This window comes from Corynebacterium sp. HMSC074A09 (assembly GCF_001811545.1).
Lineage (GTDB): Bacteria > Actinomycetota > Actinomycetes > Mycobacteriales > Mycobacteriaceae > Corynebacterium > Corynebacterium hiratae.
This window is the reverse complement of sequence record NZ_KV805177.1, coordinates 37,727-54,223: the sequence shown is the minus strand read 5'-3', so window position 1 is coordinate 54,223 and position 16,497 is coordinate 37,727. Positions and strand designations below refer to the sequence as shown.

The 16,497-nt window shown below is 63.2% G+C and carries 17 protein-coding genes; 13 read left to right on the top strand and 4 right to left on the bottom strand.

Annotated elements, in window-relative coordinates:
* Positions 1-65: 65 nt before the first annotated feature.
* Together HMPREF2807_RS13155 and HMPREF2807_RS13150 are read left to right on the top strand one after the other, a co-directional pair.
* Positions 66-1,907, top strand: coding sequence for an AMP-dependent synthetase/ligase (locus tag HMPREF2807_RS13155; RefSeq protein ID WP_070513603.1), 1,842 nt, complete (start codon positions 66-68; stop codon positions 1,905-1,907).
* 125 nt (positions 1,908-2,032) lie between these two features.
* Complete coding sequence (locus HMPREF2807_RS13150) at positions 2,033-2,713, top strand: hypothetical protein (RefSeq protein WP_070513599.1); 681 nt, start codon at positions 2,033-2,035, stop codon at positions 2,711-2,713.
* A 179-nt stretch (positions 2,714-2,892) separates the two neighbouring features.
* Here the strand turns inward: HMPREF2807_RS13150 and HMPREF2807_RS13145 are convergent, their stop codons facing one another.
* Positions 2,893-3,960, bottom strand: coding sequence for a CNNM domain-containing protein (locus HMPREF2807_RS13145; protein WP_070513595.1), 1,068 nt, complete (start codon positions 3,958-3,960; stop codon positions 2,893-2,895).
* Positions 3,960-5,333, bottom strand: a complete 1,374-nt coding sequence (locus HMPREF2807_RS13140) for a hemolysin family protein (RefSeq protein ID WP_046649032.1) — start codon at positions 5,331-5,333, stop codon at positions 3,960-3,962. The genes HMPREF2807_RS13145 and HMPREF2807_RS13140 overlap by 1 nt, the downstream gene beginning before the upstream one ends.
* Positions 5,334-5,473: 140 nt before the next feature.
* Between HMPREF2807_RS13140 and hemW the strand changes: the two genes are divergently transcribed.
* From hemW to HMPREF2807_RS13090, 11 genes are all read left to right on the top strand, one after another.
* Complete coding sequence (hemW, locus tag HMPREF2807_RS13135) at positions 5,474-6,610, top strand: radical SAM family heme chaperone HemW (protein WP_049157273.1); 1,137 nt, start codon at positions 5,474-5,476, stop codon at positions 6,608-6,610.
* Between the two features lie 291 nt (positions 6,611-6,901).
* Entirely contained in the window at positions 6,902-7,936 is a 1,035-nt protein-coding gene (hrcA, locus tag HMPREF2807_RS13130; RefSeq protein WP_046649033.1) for a heat-inducible transcriptional repressor HrcA, read from the top strand.
* A 54-nt stretch (positions 7,937-7,990) separates the two neighbouring features.
* Positions 7,991-9,133: a molecular chaperone DnaJ gene (gene dnaJ, locus HMPREF2807_RS13125; RefSeq protein WP_070513593.1), complete on the top strand. Its 1,143-nt coding sequence runs from the start codon at positions 7,991-7,993 to the stop codon at positions 9,131-9,133.
* Positions 9,133-9,873 carry a 16S rRNA (uracil(1498)-N(3))-methyltransferase gene (locus tag HMPREF2807_RS13120; RefSeq protein ID WP_070513590.1) on the top strand — a complete coding sequence of 247 codons (741 nt, stop codon included), beginning with the start codon at positions 9,133-9,135 and terminating at the stop codon, positions 9,871-9,873. Before dnaJ ends, HMPREF2807_RS13120 begins: the two co-directional genes overlap by 1 nt.
* Before the next feature lie 10 nt (positions 9,874-9,883).
* Positions 9,884-10,849: a PhoH family protein gene (locus HMPREF2807_RS13115; protein WP_046649036.1), complete on the top strand. Its 966-nt coding sequence runs from the start codon at positions 9,884-9,886 to the stop codon at positions 10,847-10,849.
* The gene (gene ybeY / locus HMPREF2807_RS13110; protein ID WP_070513587.1) at positions 10,846-11,421 is read left to right on the top strand and encodes an rRNA maturation RNase YbeY; all 576 of its coding nucleotides are present in this window, start codon (positions 10,846-10,848) and stop codon (positions 11,419-11,421) included. Before HMPREF2807_RS13115 ends, ybeY begins: the two co-directional genes overlap by 4 nt.
* A 116-nt stretch (positions 11,422-11,537) precedes the next feature.
* The gene (gene pdxY, locus HMPREF2807_RS13105) at positions 11,538-12,386 is read left to right on the top strand and encodes a pyridoxal kinase PdxY (protein WP_070513584.1); all 849 of its coding nucleotides are present in this window, start codon (positions 11,538-11,540) and stop codon (positions 12,384-12,386) included.
* Positions 12,387-12,531: 145 nt separating this feature from the next.
* A complete protein-coding gene (locus tag HMPREF2807_RS13945; protein WP_141761689.1) occupies positions 12,532-12,873 on the top strand; it encodes a hypothetical protein in 342 nt (113 codons plus the stop codon).
* Between the two features lie 288 nt (positions 12,874-13,161).
* Positions 13,162-14,157 carry a GTPase Era gene (gene era / locus HMPREF2807_RS13100; RefSeq protein WP_070513581.1) on the top strand — a complete coding sequence of 332 codons (996 nt, stop codon included), beginning with the start codon at positions 13,162-13,164 and terminating at the stop codon, positions 14,155-14,157.
* 18 nt (positions 14,158-14,175) lie between these two features.
* Positions 14,176-14,892, top strand: coding sequence for a DNA repair protein RecO (gene recO, locus HMPREF2807_RS13095; protein ID WP_046649039.1), 717 nt, complete (start codon positions 14,176-14,178; stop codon positions 14,890-14,892).
* 10 nt (positions 14,893-14,902) lie between these two features.
* Positions 14,903-15,655, top strand: a complete 753-nt coding sequence (locus HMPREF2807_RS13090) for an isoprenyl transferase (protein ID WP_046649040.1) — start codon at positions 14,903-14,905, stop codon at positions 15,653-15,655.
* Between the two features lie 40 nt (positions 15,656-15,695).
* Here the strand turns inward: HMPREF2807_RS13090 and HMPREF2807_RS13085 are convergent, their stop codons facing one another.
* Positions 15,696-16,115 carry a Fur family transcriptional regulator gene (locus HMPREF2807_RS13085; protein ID WP_070513579.1) on the bottom strand — a complete coding sequence of 140 codons (420 nt, stop codon included), beginning with the start codon at positions 16,113-16,115 and terminating at the stop codon, positions 15,696-15,698.
* A 27-nt stretch (positions 16,116-16,142) separates the two neighbouring features.
* Positions 16,143-16,433, bottom strand: coding sequence for an ArsR/SmtB family transcription factor (locus HMPREF2807_RS13080; protein ID WP_083306733.1), 291 nt, complete (start codon positions 16,431-16,433; stop codon positions 16,143-16,145).
* Positions 16,434-16,497: the final 64 nt, after the last annotated feature.

The window sequence follows — 16,497 nt, the reverse complement described above, 5'->3', positions numbered from 1 at the left end:
CGCGCGGGAGAAATCCGGTTGGTAGAGTGGGCTGGAATTTAATTTTTGTGGGAAAGGACACAACTGTGACTTTGAATGAAGCGCATACGAAAGCGGAGTTCGAGATCAAAGACGGGGAGACCTGCCTTACCGCCATGATGGCTACGGCACACGCCCGCCCACATGGCGTGCTGTTTACCCGCCCCGCGAACTACGAGTGGGTCAACGTCACGGCCAAAGAGTTCGTGGAAGAGGTCTACGCGGTGGCCAAGGGCCTCATCGCTTTCGGCGTGGAGCAGGGAGACCGCGTGGCTCTTATTTCTACCACCCGCTACGAGTGGTCCCTGTTGGACTATGCCATCTGGGCCGCCGGTGCTATCTCCGTTCCGGTGTACCCGTCTTCATCGATGTCACAGGTCCAGTGGATCATTGAGGATTCCGGCGCGATCCTCGCCATTACGGAAACCCGCGAGCACTCCGAGCTGGTTAAGCACCTGAAGCTGCAGGAGGATGGCACCCCGCAGCTGCACGGCTCGCCCTCCCAGCTGCGCCGCGTGCTAGAGATTAACTCTTCGGCCATCGATACGCTGAAGTTTGAGGGACGCGACATCAGCGACGACACCGTCGACCAGCGCATCGAAGCCACGAACACCGATGACGTCGCCTCGCTGGTCTACACCTCTGGCACCACCGGTCGCCCCAAGGGCTGCATGCTGACCCACCGCAATTGGCTGGCAGAGGCGCGCGGCCTGCTGACCAACCCCATTGGTGCCATCGCCGTGCCGGGTGCGCACGTTTTGACCTTCCTGCCTTTGGCACACGTCTTTAGCCGCGCGGTGTCACTGGCGGTCACCATCGGCGGTGCCTCCCAGAACCACTGGTCCGATTTCGGCACCATCACCATCGAATTCGCGCGCTCCCGCCCGAACCTGATCCTCGGCGTGCCGCGCGTGTTTGAGAAGGTACGCAACGGCGCGTCCGCGAAGGCCCACGCCTCCTCCGCATTCAAGGGTGCAATCTTCGACCAAGCTGAAAAGGTCGCCATCGAATACTCCAAGGCGCTGGATACTCCGGAGGGGCCTAACCGAGTCCTCAAGGCCAAGCACAAGGCCTTTGACAAGCTGGTCTATTCCGCCATCCGCCAGGCGATGGGCGGCGAGGTCAAGTACTGCATCTCCGGTGGTTCGGCCATCTCGCAGGACTTGCTGCACTGGTACCGCGGCATCGGCGTGACCATCTACGAGGGCTATGGCCTGACGGAGACCGCAGCGGCTGCCGCCGTGGACTTCGTGGACCAGTCCATCGGTACCGTCGGCCCGCCGCTGGGTGGAACGACGCTGCGCATTAACGACGACGGCGAAATCATGATCAAGGGAGATATCGTCTTCAAGGGCTACTGGCAGAACGAGGAAGCCACCGAGAACTCCCTGCAGGACGGCTGGTACAACACCGGCGACCTGGGTGAAATCGATGAGGACGGCAAGCTCGTTATCACCGGCCGCAAGAAGGACCTCATCGTCACCGCCGGCGGCAAGAACGTCTCGCCGGGGCCGATGGAAGATATCCTGCGCTCCCACCCGCTGATTTCCCAGGCCATGGTGGTCGGCGACGGCAAACCCTTCATCGGCGTCTTGCTCACCCTCGATGAGGACGCGCTCAAGCGCTGGAAGGCCGATCACAACATTTCCGCGACCAAGGGCATGCGTGAGGTAGCTGCTGATCCGGCACTGCGCGCGGATATTCAGGACGCCATCAACCAGGTCAACGCTACGGTCTCCCACGCCGAGGGCATTAAGAAGTTCGTCATCCTCGACCAGGACCTCACCGAGGAAAGCAACGAACTCACCCCCACGATGAAGGTGAAGCGCTATGTCGTGGCGCAGCGCTACGCAGCGGACATTGAGCGCCTCTACGCCGGCAAGAAATAAGGCTGGATGGAGTCTGTGAATTCCTTCGGAGTGTCGCGCAGACCCACGGGAGAATCTCTAATAGAGTCAGCGGGGTCAGAAAAACTCTAAACCTCAACTAGAGGTTCTCGCGGAAAGGGCAGCCTATGCACAAAATCGCAGCCGAGCTGCGCCACCGTGAGCTGACCCAAGAAATCTATAACATCGGCGACGAAGTCGTTGACTACATTGAGCACCTCATCGAGGCCATCGAGGACTGGGATGATGAACTCTCCCTCGACTGCTTGGCTGAGCTGGGGGACATCGTCGAGGACGCCCGCGTGGATTCCGGGCGTTGTGTCGGCGAACTCATCGGCCTGCGCCACGCGCTGGTCTCCGGGCTGAAGTCCGGCACCATCTCGGCTGCCTCCTCCGGCGACAACGACGTTGAGGAACCGAAGCAGCTTACCGCCCGCGCGCTCGCTGAGGGCCTGCCCATCTCCGGCCCGCCCGTTGTGGTTTCGGAGCTGGCAGAAACCCTGCGCGGCCGCACCGCCGCGGTGGCCGCCTACCTGCGCGAGCTGGTTGAGTACGTGCTGGCGCAAACCGACGCCGTGGCCCGCAACCTCGATGTGGTCTCCCTGCCGAACCTGTACAAGCGCGCCGGCGAGTCCGCGCTCATTGCAGTGCAGGCCTGGCGCCACACCGTCGTTGAGGCACACCCCGCCTTCGTGCGCACCATGCGCGGGCATAACCCGCCGCCCTTCCTGGAGGAGCGCGCGCGTATCGACGCCGTTGTTGCCCGTGTGCGCGCCAAGCGTCAGAAGAAGGCCGCCACGACTGCCTAGTCGCCGCATCACAGACTTCCTTGTTGCCAACACACAAGGATTACCTAAGAAAAGCGCCACCGAGATTCCCTCTCTCGGTGGCGCTTTTCGCTGTTAGCGTGTCACGTCTAGCTTCGTGTGCCACGCCTAGCTTTCCGTGTCACGCTTAGCTTCGTGTTCCCCCGTTTAGCGCGTAAGCGCTAGACCCCCGGGTTCTTCGACGCCGGCACGGCCTGGTCCAGCTGCTCCGTAATCTGCGGCCACAGCTGGCCCATGATGTCATCCCAGGTGAGGATCCACACCGTCTTGTCCTTGGTGGGCTTGCCCACGACGACGAGCTGCTCATTGCGGGCGCGCATCTGGTCCAGCGTCTTCTGCACGGTGGAGGAGGAGCCCACCGCCAGTGCGGGGCGCGAGAAATCTAGCACCGGAGTTTCCGGGTCCGCCAACAGGGTGTCGCGCACATGGACGATGCGGGGGATGCGCGAGGTACGCGGGTAGACCAGCACGCGCATGATGGACTTGCGTACTACGAGCTCGTGGAGCTCGGCCACGGTGGCATCGGAGGAAAGCGGCAGGATTTCCGAGCCGTGCTCGCGGGCCAACTGGGCCGCGGTGGAGGCTTCCAGCTCGATGACGCCGGTGATCTGGTTCGCGGAGTCGTCGTCAAGCGTGCCCGTCAGGCGCGAGTGCTCGACCAGATGGCGCAAGGTTTCTGCGTCGTAGCCGGCTGCACCGGCGCGGTCCACAGGTTCTTCACCAGTCATGCGGACCAGCTTGTTGGCCATCTTGTTAATCCAGATCAGCAGCGGGCGGAAGAGCCAAATGAAGCCGCGAGCAGGGACCGCGATGAGCTGCAGAGCCGTTTCCGGGTGGGCAATGGCCCAGGACTTTGGCGCCATCTCACCGATGACCAAGTGCAGGAAGGTCACGACGAACAGCGCAAGGAGGAAGGAGACGACGTCCGCAACGCCCAACGGCAGGCCCAGCGCCTCAAGTGGGCTCATCAGGAGGTGATGGACCCAGGGCTTGGTCACCGCACCAAGGACGAACGTCGCGGCGGTAATGCCCAGCTGCGCGCCGGCCAACATGATGGTCAGCTCGTTGAGCGAGCGCAGGCCCGCACGCGAGGCCGCTGAGGACTCCGCGGTTTCTTCCAAGCGGTTGCGGCGAGCGCCCATGAGGGAGAACTCGATGACCACGAAGAACGCGGAAGCAGCGATGATGAGCAGGGTGACGATGAGGTTAAACCACCAGGTATCAGTCATTAGTCATCTTCTCCTTCCGGGAATTCCTCCACCAGCTCGAGTGATAGGACGGAGGGGACGTGGCGGTCGATTTCCTCGACGCGCACGTTGAGCGTGCGGATGGGGGCTTCGTCGCCATCGACCCAGTCTTCCGGCTCGGCCTCAAGCTCGATGGAAAGCTCTTCGCCTTCCTCCGGCAGCGTGCCGGAATGAGCGATGAGCAGGCCGGCGACGGTTTCGAAATCGCCCTCTGGCAGGTCGTGGCCGATGGCGCGCTCCACCTCGTCGATGGGCGTGTCACCGTCGACGATCCAGTGCGTCTCGTCCTGCTCAGTGATTTCCTCGGTTTCTTCGAGGTCGTGCTCGTCGGTGACATCGCCGAGGATTTCCTCGGCCAAGTCCTCCATGGTCACGATGCCGACGAAGCCGCCGTATTCGTCGATGACGCAGGCGAGTTTCTCGTCGGCGTCGCGAAGCTCCGTGACGACGTCGGGAAGCGGCATGAGCTCCGGCACCACCACGGGGGCCTTCATGATTTCGCGGGCCGGGGTGGCCGCGGGCAGCTCGGTGCCCAGCACGTCGTAGAGGTGCACCACGCCGATGGGATTGTGTTCATCGTCGATGATGGGGTAGCGGGTGTGGTTCTCCGACATCATCTCGCGCACCTCGCCGATGGTGGTTTCGGGCTCGATGACATCCACGCGCGAGCGCGGAATCATGGCGTGTCCCACGTCGTGTTCGGGGAAGTCGAGGAGGCGGTCGAGCACCAGGTAGGTGTCCTCATCCAAGTCGCCGGCCTCGTGGGAGGCATCGACGATGGACTCCAAGTCATCGGTGGTGGCAGAAGAATCGACATCCTCCACCGGCTCGATGCCGAATAACTTGAGCAGGGCATTGGAGGAATACTCGAAGAAGTGGATGAGCCAGCCAAAAATCTTGAGGTACCACATCGTCGATGCGGACAGCCACAGCGCTGACTTCATGGGGGCTGCGATGGTGTAGTTCTTCGGGAAGAGCTCGGCGAAGAGCATGGTGAGAACCGTCGAAATAGCAAGCGCCGCCACGGTGCCTACCGCGACGGATACACCCGTGGGCACGCCCACGCCGCCCAGCAGCTGGCCCAGGCCTTGGCCCACGAGGGGCTCGGCCACATAACCGATGAGCAGGCCGGTAATCGTGATACCCAGCTGCGCGCCGGAGAGCATGAAGGATGTCTTTTGCGTGATCTTTAAGGCGCGCTCCGCGGGCTTATCCCCAGTCGCTGCGCGCTGGCGCAGCTGCGTGCGGTCCACCGACATGAAGGCGAATTCCTGCGCCACGAAGTAGGCGTTGGCCACGATAATGAGAGCGATGACGGCGAAACCCGCCACAATCATCAGGATGGCAGATAACACGGCTTACCCCACCGCCTTAGGGAGGCGGCGGGGACATCGACTCGGAGGTTCCACTTAAAAGAGGCCTTTCTTCACTATCGGGGTTGCAAATCTGCACTATAGACTACCGCTTTAACGGCGCTGTCGGATACTTTGTTCCCATGGATCCCTTTGGTCTCTACATTCACGTTCCTTTCTGCGCCTCCCGTTGCGGCTACTGCGACTTCAACACCTATACCCCGGGTGAGCTGGGAGGGGACCTGACCAGCGATTATCTGGCTGCTCTGGAGAAGGAACTGGAGATGGCGGCGGCCCAGGTGGGGCGCGAGGCCGAGACGGTTTTTATTGGCGGTGGCACGCCGAGCCTGCTGGGCGCCGACGGCCTGGGCCGTGTCTTGTCGAAGGTTCGCGACACCTTCGGCCTCGCCCCGGACGCGGAGGTCACCACGGAATCCAACCCGGAATCCACCTCGCCGGAGTACTTCGCTGGGCTTCTCGACGCCGGCTTCACCCGCCTTTCCCTGGGCATGCAATCCGCCTCCCCGGGGGTGCTCGCCGTGTTGGAGCGAGCCCACACGCCGGGCCGGGCCTTCGATGCGGCGCGCGAAGCCATCGATGCGGGCTTCGAGCACGTCAACTTGGACATGATTTATGGCACGCCGACAGAAGAAGATGCGGATGTGGCCCTGACCTTGGAGCGTGCCTTGGAGACCGGGGTGGATCACATCAGCGCGTATTCGCTCATCGTGGAAGATGGCACGCGTATGGCCCGCAAGGTATCGAAGGGTCTGCTTCCGGCCCCGGATGAGGACGTGCTGGCCCGGCGCTATGAGATGATCTCCTCCACGCTCGAAGCCGAGGGTTTCGAGTGGTATGAGGTGTCCAACTGGGCCAAGCCGGGCGGGGAGTGCCAGCACAACCGCATCTACTGGATGGACGGCAATTGGTGGGGCGCGGGCCCGGGCGCGCATTCGCACCTGGGCAACGAGCGCTTCTTCAACGTGAAGAACCCGCGGACTTACATCAAGGCCGTCGGCGAGGGGGAGCTGCCCATCAAGGAGCGCGAGCAGCTCAGCGCCGCCGACCGCCACACCGAGCGCATCATGCTGGGCCTGCGCCTGCGCGAGGGCATCCCGGCGTCCTGGCTCGCGCCGGCCGCCGAGCCCGTGGCCGCGCGCTTTATTGAGCGCGGCCTGCTCGAGCTTTGTGACGGCCGCCTCCGCGTGACCAAGGCGGGCCGCCTGCTCGCGGACGGGATCATCACCGACCTCCTTGTGGCTGAAGACACCGCTCGTTAGCGGCTTGCCCCACCTGCGGGCCGGCCTCCAAGTCCGCATCAGCTGGCCCACTAGCGGCTGGCTTCGACCCTCGTAGATGGTTCCAGTGAAAAGGCTCCAGTCAGAAGGTTTGTTTGGGGGGCAAACAAACCTTCCTTGGGCTGCAAGAAGGTTCGTTTGGGCACAGGTAAACCGTATGACCCGAACCATTTGAGTAGAACCACTTGGAAGCGGCGGTGAACTACCTGCCCGTAGTCGTTGATTTCCACAGCTTTTCCACCCCTGACCGCCAGAACGGATAGCCTTAAAGACATGTCTAGCTCCACCGATGCCCGCCGCCAAGAAGTCCTGCGCGCCATCGTCGCGGACTACATCGCCTCGCAATCGCCGGTCGGCTCCAAGGCCCTGCTCGAGCGCTACCAGCTGGGCGTGTCCTCGGCGACGATTCGCAATGACATGGCCGTGCTCGAAGCCGAAGGCCTCATCGCCCAAGAACACGCCAGCTCCGGGCGCGTGCCCACGCAGAAGGGCTACCGCCAGTTCGTCGACACGCTCCACGACGTCAAGCCGCTCTCCAAGGCCGAGCGCCGCGCCATGCTCACCTTCCTCGAAGGCGGCGTCGATTTGGAAGACGTCCTGCGCCGTTCGGTCCAGCTGCTGGCCCAAGTGACCAAGCAAGCTGCCGTGGTGCAGATGCCCAACCTCAAAGTCTCCCGCGTCAAGCACTGCGAGGTCGTAGCTTTGTCACCGGTGCGACTGCTGCTGGTGCTCATTACGGATAATGGGCGCGTCGATCAGCGCAATGTGGAGCTCGATGACGTCATCGACCCCGAGCAGACCCACCGCCTGCGCGATATCCTCAACACCGCCCTGGAGGGTAAGACGCTCACCGATGCCTCGGCGGAGTTGGCCGCGCTTGTCGACGACTCCCCAGCCGACATCCGCCCCCACCTCCTCAAAGCAGCCACCACGCTGATTGAGACCCTCGTCGAACAGCCCTCCGATCGCCTGATCATGGCGGGAACCTCTAACCTCACCCGCGTGGCCCTGCCCGAGGGCCTGCCGTCGATCATCGAGGCCCTGGAAGAGCAGGTCGTGGTGCTGAAATTGCTGGCGCGCGTGCCAGACCTGGGCAATGTTTCGGTCTCCATCGGCGAGGAAAACGAGGCCGATGAGCTGCGCCAAACCTCCGTCGTGGCCACGCGCTATGGATTCGGCACCGGCTCGGAGGCCGCAGCACTCGGCGGGCTCGGTGTGGTGGGGCCGACGTATATGGACTACTCGGGAACAATCTCCAAGGTCTCTGCCGTTGCACGCTATGTGAGTGAAATTCTGGCGGGCGAGTAAGCTGGCCCGTCGGATTAGATTTAGCATCAACGAGATATAGAAGGATGACAGTACGTGGCTCGTGACTACTACGGCATTCTTGGTGTAGAAAAGTCGGCGTCGGATGCCGAGATTAAGAAGGCCTACCGCAAGCTGGCGCGCAAGTACCACCCGGACGTGAACCCGGGCGATGACGAGGCCGCGGAGAAGTTCCGCGAGGCTTCCCTTGCACAGGAGGTTCTGCTGGATCCGCAGAAGCGCCGGGTTGTGGACATGGGTGGTGACCCCATGGAGGAGCGCGCAGCCCAGGGCGGCGGCTTTGGTGGTTTCGGTGGCGGCGGCCTCGGGGATATCTTCGCCGAGTTCTTCGGCGGGGGAGCTGCCTCCCGCGGTCCGCGTTCCCGCGTGCAGCCGGGCGATGATGCGCTCCTGCGCACCACCATTACCCTCGAGGAGGCCTATAGCGGCGTGAAGCAGCAGGTTAAGGTCGATACCGCTGTGATCTGTGACCGCTGTGAGGGAACCGGTTCCGAGTCCAAGTCCAAGCCGGTGACCTGTGATCACTGCGGCGGCATGGGCCAGGTTCAGGAGGTCCAGCGCAGCATGCTGGGCAACATGATGACCACCCGCGATTGCCCGAAGTGCTACGGCTTCGGCGAAGTCGTTACCGATCCTTGTGGCCACTGCGGCGGCGATGGCCGCGTGCGCAAGCGTCGCGATATTACGGTGAATATCCCCGCCGGCATTGGTGATGGCATGCGCATCCGCATGGCTTCCCAGGGCGAGGTCGGCCACGGCGGCGGCCCCGCTGGTGACCTGTACGTTGAGGTGCACACCGAGCCGCACCCCGTCTTTGAGCGCAATGCCGATGACCTGCACTTGACGGTTCGCGTGCCCATGGTGGATGCAGCTTTGGGCTCTTCCTGCACCGTCGAGCAGCTCGACGGCGAGGAGCTCACCATCGATATCGCGCCGGGCACCCAGCCGGGCGAGTCCATCACCCTCCAGGGCAAGGGCATGCCGCGCCTGCGCACCGATGGCTTTGGCAACCTGCACGCCCACGTGGATGTGGTGATCCCGACGGTCCTGGATAAGAAGACCCGCGAGGCCCTGGAGAAGGTCCGCGCCGCTGGCCACGGTGGCACCGAGGTGCACCGCGCCGGTGACAACCAGGGCGAATCCCTCTTTACCCGCCTCCGAGGCAAGTTCCGCCGCTAATGTCTCTGCCCGTCTTCCTCCACCCGGACCTGTCCCTCGCCGAGGTCGGCCAGCCCGTGGGCCTCGATGGCGCGGAGGGCCGCCACGCGGTCACCGTCAAGCGCATGGGACCAGGGGAGCACCTGGCCCTGATCGATGGGTCCGGGCGCCGCGCCACCGCCACCATCACCGATACGCAGGGCAAGGACACGCTGGCCGCGCTTGTCGACGACCTCGTAATCCTCCCCGAGCCCTCCCCACGGGTGGTCGTGGTCCAGGCCATCCCGAAATCGGAGCGCGCCGAGTTGGCCGTCGACCTGGCCACCCAGGCCGGCGCGGATGAGATCATCGCCTGGCAGGCAGACCGCTGCGTGTCCAAGTGGGATGCCAAGAAGGCCCCGAAGGCGCTAGCCAAGTGGGAATCTGCTGCCGTGGCGGCCGCTAAGCAATCGCGCCGCGCGCGCGTGCCCGCCGTGCGCGGCCCGCTGACCACCCGCCAGCTGTGCCAGGAAATCTCCGGTGCTCGCGCGCTGGTCCTCCACGAGGACGCCGAGGCTCGGCTCAAGGATCTTGCTGACCTCGACTCCGCCGAGACCATCTACCTGCTGGTGGGCCCGGAGGGCGGCATCGGCGCGGAGGAACTAGCCCGCCTACAGGACGCCGGTGCGACGGCGATCAAGTTGGGGCCGGAGGTGTTGCGGACGGCGTCGGCAAGCATGGTGGCGTTGGCCAGCATCGGCACCCTGACCGCGCGCTGGTAGCCTTTTGGGCGTGCCTATTATCACCACCAAGTTTGATCTCGATTCCGCCTACCTCGCCACGGTGCTCGGTCCGGCGGACGATAACCTGCGCGTTTTGGGCAACCTCGTGGGCGTGGACCTTTTCGCTCGCGGCACCACAGTCACCGCCGCCGGCCCGGACTATGAGGTGGCCCGCGCACGCAAGGTCTTAGAGGAGCTCGAGGCGATTGCCCGCCGTGGGCATCCGGTGAGCACCGATACCGTTAAGCACACTCTGGACCTTGTCACGGTGGATGCTCCCGCTTCCGTGTCTGAGACGCTCGCGGCCGATATTGTCTCGCGCCGCGGTAAGGCTGTGCGGCCGAAGACTCTTGGGCAGTCGCGCTACGTGCAGGCCATCGATGAGAACACGATTGTCTTCGGTATCGGTCCGGCCGGTACCGGTAAGACCTACCTGGCGGTGGCCAAGGCGGTGCAGGCCCTGCGCGCCAAGCAGGTCAGCCGCATTATCTTGACCCGCCCGGCAGTTGAAGCGGGGGAGAAGCTGGGCTTTCTGCCCGGCACCCTCAACGACAAGATCGACCCTTACCTGCGCCCGCTGTACGACGCTTTGCGGGACATGATCGATCCGGAGATGATTCCGAAGCTCATGGAGGCCGGCATCATTGAGGTCGCACCCCTGGCCTATATGCGTGGCCGCACGCTCAACGATGCCTTCGTCATCCTCGACGAGGCCCAAAACACCACCCCGGCGCAGATGAAGATGTTCCTGACGCGCCTGGGCTTTGGCTCCACCATCGTGGTGACCGGCGATATTTCCCAGGTGGACTTGCCCGGTGGCCAGGTCTCCGGACTGCGTCTGGTTCGCCGCATCCTGAAGGGTGTGCCGGATATCCACTTCGCGGAGCTGGGCTCTGCTGATGTGGTGCGCCACCAGCTGGTCGGGCGCATCGTGGAGGCCTACGATAACTTTGCTGAGCAGGAGGAGAAGAAATGAGCATCGAGTTTATTAACGAGTCCGGTTATGACGGCGTCAACGAGGAGATGCTGATCGACGTCTGCTCCTACGCCCTCGGCCGCCTCGACGTGAATCCGGATGCCGAGTGCACGATTACCGCGGTGGATCTGGATACCATCGCGGAGTTGCACGTGCGCTGGATGGATCTGGAGGGCCCGACCGACGTGATGAGCTTCCCCATGGATGAGCTCACCCCGGGTGCTACGGCTGGCCGCCCCGACGCGGTGGAGGCCGGACCTGCGATGCTGGGCGATATCGTGCTTTGCCCGGAGTTCGCTCAGCGCCAGGCCACGGCCGCCGGCCACTCACTGGGCCACGAGCTGGCTCTGCTCACCGTGCATGGTTGCCTGCACCTGCTGGGCTATGACCACACGACTGCGGCGGAGGAAAAGGAAATGTTTGGCCTGCAGAATGAGCTGCTGGCGGACTGGTACGAGGACTTGGCAGCACGCGGCGTGAGCTACCAGCCCAAGCCTTCTGGCCCGAAGGCCTTCCCGGATGCGGCCGAGCGCGCCGAGCTGGATAAGGAAGTCCCCGGCGGCGGTCTGTAATCCGGATGCGGGTGGGCCCACCGCCTGTGTCAGTTGCGGCCAAACACAGGCAGTTCGTTTGCTTAAATGAGGCCAATCGTTGAGGTGCTGCGTGGGGCGTAGCACAATAGGGGATTATGAACATCCTCTCCATTCAGTCCCACGTCACCTTCGGCCACGTGGGCAACTCCGCAGCAGTCTTTCCACTTCAGCGCGCTGGCCATGAGGTGTGGCCGATTCACACGGTGAACTTCTCCAACCACACCGGTTATGGCGATTGGGGCGGGCCGATGATCCCGGCGGAAGAGGTCACGGCGATTGTGGACGGCATCGAGAAGCGCGGCGCCTTTCCGCGCATTGATGCGATTTTGTCTGGCTACCAGGGCGGCCCGGACATCGCCGGCGCCATCGTGGATGCCGTGAACCGCATCAAGGCGGTTAACCCGAGTGCCCTCTATGCCTGCGACCCGGTGATGGGCAACGCCAAGTCCGGCTGCTTCGTCTCCGATGAAATCCCGCCGCTGCTGCGCGATAAGGTCGTTCCCGTCGCGGACATCATCACCCCGAACCAGTTTGAGCTGGGCTACTTGACGGACTCCGAGGTCGGCACCTTGAAGCAGACCCTCGCCGCGGTGAAGCGCGCTCAGGAGATCGGACCGAAGACTGTGCTGGTGACCTCGGTGCAGCGCCCAGAGACCAGCGAGGACGAGATTGAGATGCTCGCCGTTGATGGCGAGCGCGCCTTCCTGGTTACCACCCCCAAGCTGCCGTTCAAGCGCAACGGCTCGGGCGATGTCACGGCCTCGCTTTTCACCGGCCACTACGTGGAGACGCATGATGCGAAGGAAGCGCTCAAGCGCACCGCGTCTTCCGTCTTCGACTTGCTGCAGAACACCTACGAGGCGGATTCCCAGGAACTGCTGCTCATCGAGTCGCAGGACGTCTTCGCTCACCCGCAGCTGCAGTTCCAGGTCACGGAGCTCTAGCTTTCACGCCTCTTTCGCTGCCCGCGCGCCTTTGCAGCCTTGGGCTCTGTCTGGTTTTCTTGGTCTCGCGCACCAGCCTGATCCTTGGTTTTGCTTGGTCTCGCGCGCCAGTCTGATCCTTAGCCCCGCAAAAGGCGTCCGGCAAATGGCATCCCGCAGAAGGCATCTGTCAGAAGGCGTTTTCACTCCTGAAAACGCCTTTTGCGGCGTCCAGATGGCGTTTTTCCTACCAAAGACGCCTTTCGGAAGATGCCGTTTGCAAGATGCCATGTGGCGCAAGCTTTTTCGCAGTCGCCATGCGGCGGATAACCTCGCGCCACCAACCTTCACCCGCACCTCGTTGCTGCTTTCGCGGCCCACCTTCAACGATGTCGTTTCCAGCTATAAGGTTCTACTCACATGGTTCGGGTCAGAAGGTTCTCTTGGGGGCAAACAAACCTTCTGGAGGCCTCTAGATGGTTCGTTTGGGGGCAAAGAAACCTTATGACTAGAACCGTCTGACTGGAACCCTCTGCAGGGCGGATAAACTCCGCGAAAGTGCAGAAGGTCCCTTTAGTCTGGTCCCTTCGCACACTAAAGGGACCATTTAGCACGCGAAAACCGGCACCAGATGGTCCCTTTGCACAGAGAAGGGACCAGAGTAGAAGGACCAAACTACAAGGACCATCTGCCGGTGCATCGGCAGGAAGCTCTCGGGGCCGCACGTCGAGAGTCAGAGCAGCGCTTTACAACAAGAACGGGACTCGGCAGCTGTTGCGTTATGATATGAGGCAATATGAGCACTGATTTCGATGCCGCCTTCGCCGACCTACCAGCCGAGGGCGAAGCCAACCCCGCCGACTATTCGCAGTACACCGACACGCCCGAGGGCTTCCACTCCGGCTTCGTGTCCTTCGTCGGCCGTCCCAACACCGGCAAGTCCACCCTGACCAACGCGCTGGTGGGGCAGAAGATCGCCATCACGGCTGACCAGCCGGAAACCACCCGCCACCCCATCCGCGGCCTGGTCCACCGCGAGGATGCGCAAATCGTCCTCGTCGACACCCCCGGCCTGCACCGCCCGCGCACCTTGCTCGGCGAGCGACTCAACGAGGTCGTCAAAGACACCTACGCCGACGTCGACGTCATCGGCCTGACCATCCCCGCGGATGAAAAAATTGGCCCCGGTGATCGCTGGATCCTGGAGAACGTGCGTAAGGTCGCCCCGAAGACCCCCATCATCGGCATCGTCACCAAGCTGGATAAAGCATCCAAGGACCAAGTCGGCGCCCAGCTGCTCGCCCTGCATGAGCTGCTCGCCGAAGAGAACCCCGATGCCGTGGTCATCCCAGTTTCCGCCACCGAGCGCGTGCAGCTGGATGAGCTGACCCAGGTCATCGTGGACCACCTCCCCGAAGGCCCCAAGTTCTACCCCGATGACCATGTCACCGACGAAGACCAGTCCAAGCGCATCGCCGAGCTGATCCGCGAGTCCGCGCTGTCCGGCCTGAAGTACGAGCTCCCGCACTCCGTCGCCGTCGAGGTCGATGAGATCCTGCCCAGCCAGGAACGCCCAGACGTCCTCAACGTCCACGCCATCCTCTACCTGGAGCGCCCCGGCCAAAAGCGCATCATCGAGGGCAAGGATGGCCGCCGCTTCCGCCGCATCGTGGGCACCGCCCGCAAGGAAATCATCCAGCTGCTGGGCCAGAACGTCTACCTTGACCTGCGCATTAAGGTTTTGAAGAACTGGCAATCGGACCCGAAGGCGCTGGGCCGCCTGGGCTTCTAAGAGCTGGCGAGCTTCTACATGCGCGAGAATTTCCGCGACCGCGCCCTCGTCATCCGCACCTATGATTTCGGCGAGGCAGATCGCATCATCGTGCTCTTGACCCGCTACCACGGCCTCGTGCGCGGGGTGGCCAAGGGTGTTCGCCGCGCCAAATCGCGCTTCGGCTCGCGCCTGCAGCTCTTTGTCAACCTCGACGTGCAGCTGTATCCCGGCCGCAACCTCTACACCATCTCCCAAGCCGATACCGTTGACTACTTCGGCGCGCGCATCATCGAGGACTACGAGCGCTACACCGCCGCCTGCGCCGCCCTCGAATCCGCCGAGCGCCTCGCCGCCGCCGATGCCCCCGGGGACCCCTACCTCTACGATGCCTGCGTCGATATCCTCAACCAACTCCAGCACGGAGATCCGCTCATGCTTCTCGACGCATTCCTCCTCAAAGCCATGTCCCACGCCGGCTGGGCACCCAGCCTTTTCGATTGCGCCCAGTGCCAAAGGCCCGGCCCCCACCACGCCTTCCACCCGGCCGTGGGCGGAGCTGCCTGCCACCAATGCCGCCCGCCGGGAGCCGCCGAGGTGGACCCGGAAACCCTGCACCACATGTGGCTTATCGCTCACGATCACCCCAGCCAGCCGACGAACGCCCAAGCCCAAGAGGCCCATCGCCTCACCCGCGCCCACCTGCAATGGCATCTTGAGCGAAGCGTTGGCGCGCTGGGGATCATGGAACAGTAGACTGTAATCCGTGATTACGCCTGACCCGAACCGAGTCCTTCATCCGCCCGCTATCCCGCAGGAGTTCCTGCCGCGCCACATCGCACTGGTCATGGACGGCAACGGCCGCTGGGCGGAGGAGCGCGGCATGAAGCGCACCGAAGGCCACCGGCGCGGGGAAGCCGTGCTTCTCGATGTCGTCGATGCCTGTCTTTCCCTCGGCGTTCCCTACCTGTCCGCCTACGCCTTCTCCACGGAAAACTGGCGCCGCAGCGCGGAGGAAGTCCGCTTCCTCATGGGCTTTAACCGCGACGTGCTGCGCCGCCAGCGCCACTGGCTCAACGAGAGAGGAGTGCGCGTGGTGTGGGCCGGCCGCCGCCCGCGCCTGTGGCGCTCCGTTATCAAGGAGCTCGAGGCCGCCGAGGAGCTCACCAAGGACAACACCACGATGACCCTGGTGATGTGCGTGAATTACGGTGGGCGCGCCGAGCTTGTCGACGGCATCCGGGAACTCGCCGAGCAAGTCTCCCGCGGCGAGCTGGACCCGCGCTCCATCAACGAGAAGACGGTGAGCTCGGTGATGTATGACCCCGATATGCCGGACGTGGATCTGTTCTTGCGCCCCTCCGGTGAGAAGCGCACCTCCAACTTCCTGCTCTGGCAGTCGGCTTATGCAGAGATGATTTACCAGGACAAGCTCTTCCCGGATTTCACTCCGGAAGACTTGTTTGCCGCGGTGGAGGAGTACGCGCGGCGCGACCGCCGCTTCGGCGGCGTCAAGTAGCCAGCATCGTTTCTAACGCCCGAAACCCTGATTTCGGGCCTTAGTTTCGGGCGCGGCACTCGGCGCAGATGCCGAAGATTTCGGCATCGTGGCCGGTCAGCTCGAAGTCGTGCTTCTTGGCTACCGAGGAGGCCCACTCTTCAATAGGGCCGCCGTCGATTTCTTCGGTGCGGCCGCACTTGGTGCACACCAGGTGGTGGTGGTGCGCATCGCTTTCGCAGTGGCGGTAGAGGGTTTCACCGGAGGGCATGTGGAGCGCGTCGACAGCGTCGATCTCCGAGAGTGATTGGAGCGTGCGATAGACGGTGGTGAGGCCGACTTTTTGGTTACCGTCGATAAGCGCTTGGTGAATGTCCTTGGCAGAGACGAACTTGTCGAGACTACGCAGGACCTCAACGACGGCGGTGCGCTGGCGGGTATTGCGAGCACCGAGTTTGGGAATACTGTCGTGGATGGACATGGCCCCTAGTTTATCAACACACTTCCATTAAGCGGTGGCCAGTGAGGCGTCGCGAAGCAAGGGCAGCACCTTAGGCGCCACCAGAGAATAGCGAACCTCGCGGCCGGTGCGCTCACTGTCGACGATCTGCGCGCGCTTGAGAACCCGCAGGTGCTGGCTGATAAGCGGCTGCGATTTGCCGGTCGCGGACACCAGCTCGTGGACGTAGTGGTCGCGCTCGGAGAGGCGCTGAATGATATCGATGCGCAGTGGTGAATCCAAAGCGCTAATCACGGTGGCAGCCGCGGCACGATCGAAAGGGAGAGCTATCGGTACTATAGCCGAAGAATGCGGAAATGTGTATAAAATGCACCACACTTTTGGGGTGACGGCACGCGGCGGT